The sequence below is a fragment of the Anaerococcus cruorum genome, assembly GCF_046365495.1.
Taxonomy (GTDB): Bacteria; Bacillota; Clostridia; order Tissierellales; family Peptoniphilaceae; genus Anaerococcus; species Anaerococcus cruorum.
Map to the genome: position 1 here is coordinate 80498 of NZ_JBGMEH010000006.1, position 12108 is coordinate 92605.

A 12108-nucleotide genomic window follows, 5' to 3' on the forward strand; every position below is an offset into this window, starting at 1 on the left:
AATAATATTATACTAAATTGATAGGAAATAATAAAGAAAAAAAATAAGGGCCAGACCCTTATTTTTCTTTTTTGCTAACGCACTCTTGGTTAGCTACTCCACAGCTAGTTTTACAAGCTGATTGGCAAGATGTTTGACATTCACCACATCCACCATTCTTTTTTGATTTATGGAGATTTCTTGTATTAAGTGTTACAATTCTTTGCATATGTATTCTCCTTTTAATTATATATGTAAATTTTATACATCTTTATAATAACAGTTAACTAATAAAAAGTCAATCTATTATTAGGATATCATTAATTATATTTACATCTATACCACTTTCTATCATATTATTAATATCATCTATCACTGTTTTATTAATTATTTCCCCAGGAACTATTAGAGGAATTCCGGGAGGGTAGGCATAGACAAATTGACCAGATACTTTACCACAAGCCTCAGATATACTAATGTATTTTTTATTTTTTAATAATGCATCTGTTATATTTAATTTACTTGTTGGTATTTGATAAGATAAATTATTTCTATTTTCCTTATAAGATAAAGTTTGATCAATCTTTATAAGGGCATCTTTTAACCTATCAAACCCATATTTTTTATCAAATATAGTTGCAATAAGTAAGGCATAAGATGGGTAGGCCATCTCTATTTCTATCTTCTCTTCTTTTAAAAGGTTTTGTAATGTACTTCCATTTAGATCTGTGTTTATAGTGGATAGTAAAATCTTTGACCTATCTTTTTTTGGATGGTCTACTAGTTTTAAATGATTTAAGTTTAGAGAATACAAGTCTTCTAATTCTTTCTCTAAGTTAAGATATAAGTCACTAAATTTAGGAAAATTATCTACCATATCATCAATAGATTCCATTGTTATATAGGATGGGGAAGATGTTTGAAAGATAGCCATATTTCTTTTTATTTCCGGAGAATATTTTTCATTATTTATCAAAACACAAGCACTAGGTGTAAGTGCAGATAAATTTTTATGAAAAGATGTAATAGCAATATCTAATTTATCGCACCACTTATCATTTAGTATAAAATGAGAGCCATGGGCTAAGTCCACTACCAATGGTACATTTACTTTTTGGCACTCTTTATAAATTTTTTCTAAGTCGAGTATATAACCTTCATAGGAAGGTGAAGTTACTATAACAGCTGCAAAATCTCTGCTTCTAATTTTTTTAAAAAAATTGTCGTAATTAATATCAACTACGGCATTTTCCTCACTTAAAACTACATCTATGTAGGATGGATTCAAATTATTTAATTCAATTGCATTATAAACTGCTTTGTGAGAAGTTCTTTGGATAAGTATATTTTTATTTTGATAAGTTAAAGCTCTGATAGTAGCTAAAATTCCACAAGTAGATCCATTTGTAGATATAATAGCATCTTTTACTCCATAGATATCTGCTATTTTTTTATTTAGTTCTAGCAATATATCTTTTGGGTCATTTATATTATCAAAACCATCTATTTCTGTAAGATCTCTATGATAAGGTAAATCTTTTCTTAAAATATCAGTTCTTTTAGAACCAGGCATATGAAAGGGATAGTAATCACTTTTTAAATATTCGTCTAATTTTTTATTTAACATAATAACTCCTATTTATACTTTACAATAGTAATTATAATTAACTACTAATTAGGGTATAATCTATGTGGAGGATAGAATGGATTTAAAATCAAAAATTAGAGTTATTGAAGGATACCCAGTTGAGGGTGTATCTTTTAAGGATATTACAACATTATTAAAAGATAAAGATGCATACAAACAATCTTTAGATATGTTAGAAGAAGAGCTAAAAGACATAGAATTTGACTACATTGTAGGTATAGAATCTCGTGGATTTATTTTTGGTGCACCTTTAGCTGACAGATTAGACAAAGGATTTGTTCCAGTTAGAAAGCCAGGAAAATTACCAGGTGAAATCGAAAAAATTTCTTATGACTTAGAATATGGTAACAATGAATTAGAAATGCACAAGGATGCCATAAGCAAAGGTGATAAAGTAGTAATTATCGATGATTTAATAGCTACAGGTGGATCAGCTCATGCAGCTGCAAAACTAGTAGAAACATTAGGAGCAGAAGTAGCAGCCTTTGAATTTTTAATTGAACTAGAAGATTTAAATGGTAGAGAAGTCCTATGCGATTACAAAGTTATATCACTAGTAAAATACGATCATTAAAAATGGGCCTTCTTTGAAGGCTCTTTATTTATATATTTAATAAAAGACTTAATAATCTAAAAAACTCTATAAAATTACTTGAATTTATATACATAAATAGTATAGTTTAATTAAGGTCAGAGATGGTCAAATAATAATAGATAATGATGGAGGTAATATGAAATATAGAGATTATTATGAAGTATTAGGAGTTGATAAAAAAGCAAGTGATGCCGATATTAAAAAGGCTTATAGAAAACTTGCTAAAGAATATCACCCAGACCTTCATCCAGATGATAAAGATGCAGCAGATAAATTTAGTGAAATTAATGAAGCTTACGAAGTATTATCTGATCCTAAAAAACGTAAAAAATATGATAAGTTTGGCAATAATGCAAACTTTTCAGGTGGTCAAAACTTTGACCCAAGTGATTTTGGATTTGACTTTGGTAATTTTGGGAACGGATCATATACTTATACCACAGGATCTGATAGTGGTTTTTCAGACTTTTTTGATGGACTATTTGGTGGCTTTGGTAGAAGTACTTACCAAAGAGCAGGTTCTCGTAAATCATCAAGAGCTACAAGTGCAAAAAAGAAAACTACTATTGATACAAAAATTGAACTAAGTATAGATGACGCTCAAAATGGGGTTAGCAAATCTGTTGCTGTTAAACACAATAATGAAATTAAAAATATAGAAATTAACATACCAGCAGGTATTAAAAATAACAATAAAATAAAAGTAGACGGCTCAAAAAATGGGATAAATGCCTATATTGTAGCTAAAATAATCATCAAAGATGAAGACGATAGAAGACTTGATGGAATAGATATAATAAAAAGAGAAAAAATATATCCATGGCAAGCTTATTTTGGAATTAAAAGAAAAGTAAATACTCCAGATGGTAGCTTGATGGTAACCATACCTGAAAAAGTAAACTCAGGACAAAAGATAAGGCTTAAAGGTTATGGTTATAAGGATAGGAAAAACAATAAAGGTGATTTAATTCTTGAAATTATCATAGATAACCCAACAGACTTTAATGATGAAATGATAGACTTATACGAAAAACTAAACGAAATAGAGGGATAGATTATGGACTACAATAAATTTACACAAAAATCACTAGAAGCTATAAATAATGCTAATAGTTATGCAATAAAAAATAGCAATCCAGAAGTAAATGAAATACATTTAAATTATGCATTAATAGAAAATTCTGATTCCATAGTTGCTCAAATTATTAAAACTATGGAAGTAGATTTTGAAGCTTATAGAAATGAAATAAGAGAAATGATGGATAGATTGCCACAAGCTAGTGGTGGCTCAGATATCTATCCAACTCAAACTCTTTCAAGAATATTATTAAAAAGTGAAGATGAAGCAGAAAATATGGGAGATAGTTTTGTATCTATGGAACATATTTTCCTTTCACTTTTAAATGAAAAAACTAAGGTAAGTGATATAAATAAAAGATATGGTCTAACATATAGAGAATTTAAAAAATCTATAGATAAGGTCAGGAAAGGTCAAAAAGTGACAACAGAAAATCCAGAAGAAACAAACAACCCATTAGAAAAATTTGGTAGAGACCTTACCAAAGAAGCTAGAGAAGGAAAAATAGATCCAGTTATTGGTCGTGATAGCGAAATAAGAAATGCACTTAGAATTTTATCTCGTCGTAAGAAAAATAACCCAGTATTAATTGGTAATCCTGGTGTTGGTAAAACTGCTATTGTAGAAGGGCTTGCCCAAAGAATAGTAAATAACGATGTACCAGAACCACTACAAGGCAGAACAATTTTCTCACTAGATATGGGTGCCTTAGTAGCAGGTGCAAAATACCGTGGCCAATTTGAAGAAAGACTAAAAGCAGTTTTAGAAGAAGTGCAAAATTCTGATGGCCAAATAATAATGTTTATAGATGAAATCCATACTCTAGTAGGAGCTGGTAAAACAGAAGGAGCTATGGATGCATCAAATATTATGAAACCAATGCTTGCTCGTGGCGAAATAAAAGTAATTGGTGCTACAACTTTAAACGAGTATAGGGAATATATCGAAAAAGATGGAGCGCTTGAAAGACGTTTCCAAAAGGTAATGGTAAATGAACCTACAGTTGAAGATACTATAAGCATTTTAAGAGGTATCAAGGATAAATATGAAATCTTCCACGGTATCCGCATCCAAGATAGCGCAGTAATAGCAGCAGCAGAATTATCCGATAGATATATTACAGATAGGTTTTTACCAGATAAGGCAATTGACCTTATGGATGAAGCTTGTGCCACAGTTCGTACAGAAATAGACACTATGCCAACCTATCTTGATGAGCAAAAAAGAAAATTATTACAATTACAAATTGAAATAACTGCTCTTAAAAAAGAAGAAGATGAATCATCAAAAGAAAGACTAGAAACACTTGAAAAAGAACTAGCTGACTTATCTGAGAAATACGATGAAGACTTCTTAAAATGGAAAGAACAAAAATCATCCATTGATGATGTAAAAAATATCAAAGAAGAAATTGATAGGGTAAATAACGAAATTGAACAAGCAGAAAGAAACTATGACTTTGAAAAACTTTCTGAACTACGTTACGGAACTTTACCAGCTTTAGAAGAAAAGCTTAAAAAAGCAAGTGAAATTTCTCAAAAGGATAACGAAGATGCTATAAAAGAACAAGTAACAGATGAAGATGTAGCTGATGTTGTAAGTAACTGGACAGGCATACCTGTAAATAAACTTGTAGAAAGTGAAAGAAGTAAAATTTTATCACTTCCAGAAAAATTACACGAAAGAGTAATAGGGCAAGATCAAGCTATTACTGCAGTTTCAGATGCTATTGTTAGAGCAAGATCTGGACTAAAAGATATGTCAAAACCAATAGGATCATTTATTTTCCTAGGTCCAACTGGAGTTGGTAAAACCGAACTTGCAAAAGCATTATCTGAAGCTATGTTTGATGATGAAAATCACATGATAAGAATTGATATGTCAGAATATATGGAAAAATATTCTGTTTCAAGATTAATAGGTGCAGCACCAGGTTACGTAGGTTATGAAGAAGGTGGCCAGTTAACAGAAGCAGTTCGCCGTATGCCATACTCTGTAATCTTATTTGATGAAATTGAAAAAGCTCATCCAGATGTATTTAATATTTTATTACAAGTATTAGATGATGGTAGACTTACAGATAGTATGGGTAGGACAGTTGATTTTAAAAATACCATTATAATCATGACATCAAATATCGGTAGTCAATATTTAATCGATGGCCTAAAAGATGATGGTACAATCGATGAGGAAAATAAAAATCTAGTAGAAGAATCATTAAGAGCATCATTTAAGCCAGAGTTCTTAAATAGAATTGATGATATAGTGATGTTTAGCCCATTAATAAGTGATCAAGTTTATAATATCATTGACCTACAAGTAAATGAAATTAGAAAAAGACTTAAAGATTTAAATATAGACCTAGAAATTACACCAGCTGCCAAAGAATATATCCTAGACCATTCTTATGATGTAGAATATGGTGCAAGACCAGTAAAAAGATACCTACAAACTAATGTAGAAACCAAACTAGGTAGATTAATAATCGAAGGAAAAGTAGGAGCAAAAGATACTGCTATATTAGAACTAGATGAAAATAAAGAATTAGCTTTTTCTATAAAATAAATAAATTTTTAATAAAAAGAGGTGCTTGGCTTTATTCCAACATCTCTTTTATTATCCCAAGCTTTCTAGTCGGCTATACTATATATAGTATATACTTTTATTTTAAAACTAGATATGGTATACTGGCGAAAGTATAGGAGGGATAATATGTTGCAAGTTGTAAAAAGAAATGGTAAAAAAGATGATTTTAAAGAAGAAAAAATATCTGATGCTATCCTTAAAGCTATGAATTCTCCAAGCGGAGTATACATAAAAAATCAGCCAGAGGAGATAGCGCACATAATAAAAGAAAAATATAAGGATAAAAATGAAATTTCCATATATGATATAGAAGAAGTAGTTTATTATGAGCTGATTAAAAATAATAACCCAGCTACTGCTAGAGCTTATGAATCATATAAGTCAATCCAAGCTTATAAAAGAGAGCAAAATACATCTGATAATGACATATTAGGTTTGTTAAATCAAACAAACATTGATGTAATGGATGAAAATTCAAATAAAAATCCATTAATAGCATCCACTCAAAGAGACCTAATAGCAGGAGAGGTTGCAAAAGACATAGCAAAAAGAAAACTAATCCCAGCTCACTTAGTAGAAGCTCATGAGTCAGGAGCGATACATATTCATGATCTAGACTATCTTATCCAACCAATTTTTAATTGCTGTCTTGTTGATATGAAAAATATGTTAGATCAAGGGACAGTCGTAAATGGAAAATTAATAGAAAGTCCCAAATCATTTCAAGTAGCATGTAATGTTATGACACAAATCATAGCACAAATTGCTTCTAACCAATATGGTGGCCAATCTATAAATATATCCTGCCTAAGTCCATATCTAAAAAAATCTTATGATAAAAATTTAAGACTAGCCAAAGAAACTTTATCAAGCGAAGACCAAGCTTTGGCTATGGCAGATGCTATGACTCAAAAAGATTTGGAATCTGGTATTCAAACTATTCAATACCAAATAAATACTCTTATGACTAGTAATGGACAGGCTCCATTCGTAACTCTATTTATGCATACAGATGAAAATGATCTCTACCTAGATGAAACAGTAAAAATAATAGAAGAAATCTTAAAGCAAAGAATCAAGGGCATCAAAAATGAAGCAGGAGTTTATGTTACACCAGCCTTTCCAAAACTAATCTACGTATTGGATGAAAATAATATAAAAGAAAATAGTAAATACTATAGAATTACAAGACTTGCTGGAGAGTGCACTGCAAAAAGAATGTATCCTGATTATATCTCTGCCAAAGAGATGAGGAAAAATTATGAAGGTAATGTTTTTTCTCCTATGGGATGTAGGGCTTTTCTTCCACCATATAAAGATGAAAATGGAGAATATAAATTTGATGGCAGATTTAATATGGGAGTATCTACTATAAACCTTCCTCAAATAGGTATTTTAGCTAAAAATGATGAAGAAAGATTTTTTGAAATATTAGAAAAAAGATTAGAATTAGTAAAGGAAGTAGGTCTTTTAAGATATAATCACCTGTCTAAAGTTACAAGCGATAGCTCACCGATCCACTTTCAACATGGAGCTATAGCAAGACTACCAAAACATACACCAATAAAACCACTTCTTGAAAATGGTTATGCTACAGTAACTATAGGTTATATTGGAATATATGAAGCAAGTAAACTAGTAACAGGCAAATCTCATACTAGTGATGAAGGAAAGAAATTTGCTCTAAAAATTATGAATCTTTTAAATAAAAAGAAAGAAGAGTGGACTAAGGATTATAACATTGCCTTTGCAGTTTATGGAACACCTGCAGAAAGCCTAACCCATAGATTTGCAAGCATTGATAAAGAGAGATTTGGTGAAATAGAAGATATAACTGACAAAGGTTATTATACAAATTCCTTCCATGTAGATGTTAGAGAAGAAATAAGTATTTTTGAAAAGTTTGACTTTGAGGCAGAATTTCAATCCTTATCTACAGGTGGGTGCATTTCATATGCAGAAATTCCAAATATGACATCAAATATTGATGCTATTATGACGATGATTAAATACATTTATGACCACATCCAATATGCAGAGTTTAATACAAAACTTGATTATTGCAATGAATGTGGATTTGACGGTGAAATTTTACTAAATGATAAAAACGAATGGTACTGCCCAAATTGTGGCAACAAGGATAAAAATACTCTAACAGTAGTAAGAAGAACCTGTGGATATCTTGGAGAAAATTTCTGGAATGAAGGAAGAACTAAGGAAATAAAGGCTAGGGTGCTTCATATATGAATTATGGGCAAATTCGAAAATATGATATAGCAAACGGTCCTGGTATCCGTACAAGCATTTTTGTAACAGGGTGTAGTTTAAATTGCAAAAATTGCTTTAATAAAGAATATCAAGACCCAAATTTTGGAGAAAAATGGACAGATGAAACTACAAAAGAGATTATAGATTATCTTTTAAAAGATGAAGTAGCAGGTTTAACTATTTTAGGTGGAGAACCCTTTGAGAGTGCAAAAGACTTGACTACTATAGTAATTGATATAAAAAATAAAATAGATAAGCCTATTTGGATTTATTCTGGCTATACTTTTGAAAAATTAATAGAAAATTCTACTTACAAGAAACTCTTAGAAGTAGTGGAAGTCCTAGTAGATGGACCTTTTATAGAAGAAAAAAAGGATTTGAAATTAAAATTTAGAGGCTCAGCTAACCAGCGCATTATAGATGTAAAAGAAAGCTTAGCTAATAATAGCATTATTCTTTTAAATGGGTATTAATATCATATAAAATATTTAGGAGGAATGATGAATAAATCGTATAAAAAGAAAAAAGGTTTTGGAGCTATTATAGGTATCATAGCTGTTTTAGCTATTATCCTTCTACTTACAGTCCCAACCTACAACAGGCTAGCAGGCAGCCGTGAAAATGTAAATGAAGCTTATGCTCAAGTACAAAACGTAGTTCAAAGAAGAGCTGACTTAATACCAAACTTAGTAAATACAGTTAAGGGTTATTCTGATTACGAAGGAGAAACATTAACTAAAATTACAGAAGCTCGTTCAGGAATTACAAATGCTGAGTCACCAAAAGAATTAGCAGATGCCAATGAGGAATTAACCCAAGCAGTTCGTGAGATGAATGTAGTAGTAGAAAATTATCCAGAGCTTAAAGCAAATACTCAATACACTCAATTAATGGATGAGCTTGCAGGATCTGAAAATAGAATTTCTGTAGAGCGTGGAAATTATAATCAAGCTGTAAAAGAATACAACACAGATCTTAAAAGATTTCCTACAAACATAATAGCAGGTTTTACTGGTTATAAAGAAGCAGAATACTTTGAAGCAAGTGCTAGTGCCCAAGACGCACCAACAGTAGACTTTAACAAAAATAACTAAGAGGAGTTTTTATGAAAAGGAAAAAATTACTACAATTTAATTTAATAGTTTTACTAATGCTAATCTTTTTTCCTTTAAACTCTTTTGCAAGCCTTCCATCTGCACCAACTAGTTTTTACCTAGATGAGCTAGGTATGCTAGATAGAGAAACTATGGAAAATATTACAAAAACTAATAGGGAGCTGGAGCAAAAAACTGGCTCTCAGGTAATGGTAGCCACAATTAAAAATCCTAATGGTTTACCTGCAAGTGATTTAGCCCCAAAAATATTTAACCAGTGGACTATTGGTGATCAGACTAAGAAAAATGGGGTATTAATGCTTATCACTGAAGATGATTTAACAGATAAAAAAGAAATTTTTATTGCAACAGGATATGGCATCGAAGGTAGACTAAATGATGGTAAAGTTGGTAGAATTATTGATAATTTCATGATTGATGATTTAAGAAGTGGTAATTATTCTAATGCTATCAATGAAGGATTTAAAGCTATAGTAGCTGAGATAGCTGATGAATATGGTGTAGAATTAAATGGAAACTATGATTATTATTTAGATGTAAATAGCCAGACATATTCCGGTGGTATTAGCCTTGGAAGCCTACTTATAATGTTAATATTTTTTATAATTTTATCTAATATGTTTACCAGAATGAGCCTATATGGCGGTAGATCTCGTAGGTATTATAGAAGATATCCACGTTATGGTAGAGGTTACTATAATGATCCTTTTGGCGGTTATTATAGAGGAGGATCCAATCCTTTTGGAGGTTCATCTTTTGGAAATTCTTCTTTTGGAGGATCATCAGGTAATTCTTACTCTGGTGGTTTCAAAGGAGGCGGAGGTACCACTGGTGGTGGTGGAGCTGGCAGAAGTTTTTAAGGAGAGTAAATGTACGGATATTTAGCTAGTCATTTTTTCAATGATGCAATGTATAAGTGGACAGAAAATCTTGCTCACTATATAGAAGAAAATACAGAATTAAAACTTTACGTTCCCCAAAGAAATGCCGATATCAATGATAAGAAAAATAATGATGATATAATAACTGATATAAAAATTGCCCAGGCAGATACAGCTGAACTAAAAAAAGCAAATGTTTTAATAGCTTGCCTTGATGGTTTAACTATTGATGATGGAGTAGCTGGAGAGGTAATGGCCCATGGGGTTATGGCAGAACTAGAAAAAGAATATAAGGTTGATTTTCCAAGAATGATTATTGGTGTAATAACGGATATGAGATATTTAGGAACAGGTGAAAATAAACTTTATAGAAATCTTATGATAGTTGGGAAAGTAAAAGAACATGGTCATTTAGTTATCGGATATCCTGGAGATGATTCTTATTTAGAAGAGATAGCAAACCACATAAATGACTTTATAAGAGAAAATAATTAAGCTCTAAGAAATATAATTCTTAGAGCTTTTCATATGCGTATTTAGTTACTTTTGGAATAAGAGCTATAAGAACTATAGCATTAATTCCCGCTTCTACAGCATCTTTTATAATGTTTCTAATAACATAGAATAAATATGGGTTGGAATATAGGTGGGTTAGCCATAAAGAATCAAGTAAGAGTCTAACACCCATAAATACAAAAATGGCGCTTAAAATACAAATCCAATCTAGTTTGTTTTTAAAATCCCTTTTAAAAATATAATAAGAAATAAATCCAGGTATGGCACCAATTAAAATACTGCTTAAAGTAAAACCAGGGTGAAATACTCCATCAGGTTTCATCAGCATTCCAACGACATCTGCTACACCACCAGTTATACCTCCAGCTAAAGGACCATATAAAATCCCCGCCATCATAGTAGGCAAATAACCTAGGCCGATTTTTGTGCTAGAAAATATAGTTATAGTCAAAAATCTCCTGAAAATAACTGTAAGTGCCGCAAAAATAGCCATTTTAGTGAGCATGTTTACTGTAAGTTTATTTTTCATTTTTCCCCTTTCTATCAGAGGCAGCGGTTGCGATAGAAAATCATAGCTTTTAAGCTTCGTTTAAGAACAACAACCCATTTCTTAACACTTAACGCTTTCTATCTACTCTGATAATAATATGATATCATATTTATAAATAAAATTCACTAGAGGAGCATATGTTAGAAAAAGATTTTTTTAATAGAGATACATTGACTGTTGCTAAAGATTTACTTGGTAAGGTTATTATAAGAAATGATAATGGCATAGTTTATAAGGCAAAAATAGTTGAAACTGAAGCTTATTTAGGCATAGAAGATAGAGCTGCCCATAGTTTTGGTGATAGAAAAACAGAAAGAACTAAGATTATGTATGAAGATGCCGGAACTATTTACGTTTATCAGACCTATGGTATTCATTTTATGTTAAATTTTGTGACAAGAGACATAGGAATACCTGAAGCTGTTCTTATTAGGGGAGTTGAACCATTAAATGAGTTTGATAATATAAGCTTAAATCGTTTTGGAAAAACCTATAAAGATTTATCAGCTTATCAAAAGAAAAATCTAACTAATGGACCAGGAAAGTTAACCAAGGCTTTGAATATAGATAAAAATTTAAATGGGAAAAATTTATTTAAAGATGAACTTTACTTAGAAGATGATGCAAGTATTTTTGATATAGTTATAGATAAGAGAATAGGTATAGACTATGCCAAAGAAGCTATAGACTATCCTTACAGGTTTTATATAAAAGATAATCCCCATGTATCCATCTTAAAAAAGGATTAAAAACTTAGATATTTGTTTAAAGTCTGGTAATTAGTTATAATATAGCTAACACAAGGGGTGCAATAGCTGAGACGAGAAATCGAACTCTTTAACCTGATCCAGTTAAAACTAGCGTAGGGATGTGAATTATAGATTACTGCCTC

The 12108-nt window shown here is 30.9% G+C and carries 12 protein-coding genes and 2 riboswitches; of the genes, 9 read left to right on the top strand and 3 right to left on the bottom strand.

The annotated features are described in order from the left end of the window. Nucleotides 1–58: 58 nt before the first annotated feature. Both scfA and ACCQ40_RS05055 read right to left on the bottom strand, forming a co-directional pair. Entirely contained in the window at nucleotides 59–208 is a 150-nt protein-coding gene (gene scfA / locus ACCQ40_RS05050; RefSeq protein ID WP_203126650.1) for a six-cysteine ranthipeptide SCIFF, read from the bottom strand. 69 nt (nucleotides 209–277) lie between these two features. Beyond that, on the bottom strand, nucleotides 278–1606 hold the full coding sequence (locus ACCQ40_RS05055) for an aminotransferase class V-fold PLP-dependent enzyme (RefSeq protein WP_410032880.1): 1329 nt from the start codon (nucleotides 1604–1606) through the stop codon (nucleotides 278–280). Nucleotides 1607–1682: 76 nt separating this feature from the next. On the opposite strand from ACCQ40_RS05055, the gene ACCQ40_RS05060 reads away from it, so the two are divergent. The 8 genes from ACCQ40_RS05060 to ACCQ40_RS05095 all read left to right on the top strand — a co-directional run bounded on the left by ACCQ40_RS05060 (nucleotide 1683) and on the right by ACCQ40_RS05095 (nucleotide 10645). Next, nucleotides 1683–2201 carry an adenine phosphoribosyltransferase gene (locus tag ACCQ40_RS05060; protein WP_410032881.1) on the top strand — a complete coding sequence of 173 codons (519 nt, stop codon included), beginning with the start codon at nucleotides 1683–1685 and terminating at the stop codon, nucleotides 2199–2201. A gap of 157 nt (nucleotides 2202–2358) precedes the next feature. Beyond that, nucleotides 2359–3276 (top strand): DnaJ domain-containing protein, encoded by a 918-nt coding sequence (locus ACCQ40_RS05065; protein WP_410032882.1) that lies wholly within the window; start codon nucleotides 2359–2361, stop codon nucleotides 3274–3276. A 3-nt stretch (nucleotides 3277–3279) separates the two neighbouring features. Beyond that, nucleotides 3280–5865: an ATP-dependent chaperone ClpB gene (gene clpB, locus ACCQ40_RS05070; protein WP_410032883.1), complete on the top strand. Its 2586-nt coding sequence runs from the start codon at nucleotides 3280–3282 to the stop codon at nucleotides 5863–5865. Nucleotides 5866–6012: 147 nt separating this feature from the next. Then, nucleotides 6013–8133 carry an anaerobic ribonucleoside-triphosphate reductase gene (gene nrdD / locus ACCQ40_RS05075; RefSeq protein WP_410032885.1) on the top strand — a complete coding sequence of 707 codons (2121 nt, stop codon included), beginning with the start codon at nucleotides 6013–6015 and terminating at the stop codon, nucleotides 8131–8133. Continuing rightward, entirely contained in the window at nucleotides 8130–8627 is a 498-nt protein-coding gene (nrdG, locus tag ACCQ40_RS05080) for an anaerobic ribonucleoside-triphosphate reductase activating protein (RefSeq protein ID WP_410032886.1), read from the top strand. The genes nrdD and nrdG overlap by 4 nt, the downstream gene beginning before the upstream one ends. Nucleotides 8628–8654: 27 nt before the next feature. Further along, complete coding sequence (locus tag ACCQ40_RS05085; protein ID WP_394018085.1) at nucleotides 8655–9248, top strand: LemA family protein; 594 nt, start codon at nucleotides 8655–8657, stop codon at nucleotides 9246–9248. A gap of 11 nt (nucleotides 9249–9259) precedes the next feature. Then, on the top strand, nucleotides 9260–10129 hold the full coding sequence (locus tag ACCQ40_RS05090; RefSeq protein WP_410032887.1) for a TPM domain-containing protein: 870 nt from the start codon (nucleotides 9260–9262) through the stop codon (nucleotides 10127–10129). A 9-nt stretch (nucleotides 10130–10138) separates the two neighbouring features. Next, nucleotides 10139–10645, top strand: coding sequence for a nucleoside 2-deoxyribosyltransferase (locus ACCQ40_RS05095; RefSeq protein WP_394011590.1), 507 nt, complete (start codon nucleotides 10139–10141; stop codon nucleotides 10643–10645). Between the two features lie 19 nt (nucleotides 10646–10664). Here the strand turns inward: ACCQ40_RS05095 and ACCQ40_RS05100 are convergent, their stop codons facing one another. Then, nucleotides 10665–11195 (bottom strand): folate family ECF transporter S component, encoded by a 531-nt coding sequence (locus ACCQ40_RS05100; RefSeq protein ID WP_394011589.1) that lies wholly within the window; start codon nucleotides 11193–11195, stop codon nucleotides 10665–10667. A 19-nt stretch (nucleotides 11196–11214) separates the two neighbouring features. Beyond that, nucleotides 11215–11307, bottom strand: a riboswitch (THF riboswitch). A gap of 46 nt (nucleotides 11308–11353) precedes the next feature. On the opposite strand from ACCQ40_RS05100, the gene ACCQ40_RS05105 reads away from it, so the two are divergent. Further along, nucleotides 11354–11965, top strand: a complete 612-nt coding sequence (locus tag ACCQ40_RS05105; protein ID WP_394018091.1) for a DNA-3-methyladenine glycosylase — start codon at nucleotides 11354–11356, stop codon at nucleotides 11963–11965. A gap of 43 nt (nucleotides 11966–12008) precedes the next feature. Then, a riboswitch (TPP riboswitch) is annotated at nucleotides 12009–12102 on the top strand. The last annotated feature ends 6 nt before the right edge of the window (nucleotides 12103–12108 follow it).

What these genes read in the sequence shown, in the direction of transcription:
- scfA (WP_203126650.1), bottom strand. Translation starts at nt 208, where the DNA reads ATGCAAAGAATTGTAACACTTAATACAAGAAATCTCCATAAATCAAAA.
- ACCQ40_RS05055 (WP_410032880.1), bottom strand. Translation starts at nt 1,606, where the DNA reads ATGTTAAATAAAAAATTAGACGAATATTTAAAAAGTGATTACTATCCC.
- ACCQ40_RS05060 (WP_410032881.1), top strand. Translation starts at nt 1,683, where the DNA reads ATGGATTTAAAATCAAAAATTAGAGTTATTGAAGGATACCCAGTTGAG.
- ACCQ40_RS05065 (WP_410032882.1), top strand. Translation starts at nt 2,359, where the DNA reads ATGAAATATAGAGATTATTATGAAGTATTAGGAGTTGATAAAAAAGCA.
- clpB (WP_410032883.1), top strand. Translation starts at nt 3,280, where the DNA reads ATGGACTACAATAAATTTACACAAAAATCACTAGAAGCTATAAATAAT.
- nrdD (WP_410032885.1), top strand. Translation starts at nt 6,013, where the DNA reads ATGTTGCAAGTTGTAAAAAGAAATGGTAAAAAAGATGATTTTAAAGAA.
- nrdG (WP_410032886.1), top strand. Translation starts at nt 8,130, where the DNA reads ATGAATTATGGGCAAATTCGAAAATATGATATAGCAAACGGTCCTGGT.
- ACCQ40_RS05085 (WP_394018085.1), top strand. Translation starts at nt 8,655, where the DNA reads ATGAATAAATCGTATAAAAAGAAAAAAGGTTTTGGAGCTATTATAGGT.
- ACCQ40_RS05090 (WP_410032887.1), top strand. Translation starts at nt 9,260, where the DNA reads ATGAAAAGGAAAAAATTACTACAATTTAATTTAATAGTTTTACTAATG.
- ACCQ40_RS05095 (WP_394011590.1), top strand. Translation starts at nt 10,139, where the DNA reads ATGTACGGATATTTAGCTAGTCATTTTTTCAATGATGCAATGTATAAG.
- ACCQ40_RS05100 (WP_394011589.1), bottom strand. Translation starts at nt 11,195, where the DNA reads ATGAAAAATAAACTTACAGTAAACATGCTCACTAAAATGGCTATTTTT.
- ACCQ40_RS05105 (WP_394018091.1), top strand. Translation starts at nt 11,354, where the DNA reads ATGTTAGAAAAAGATTTTTTTAATAGAGATACATTGACTGTTGCTAAA.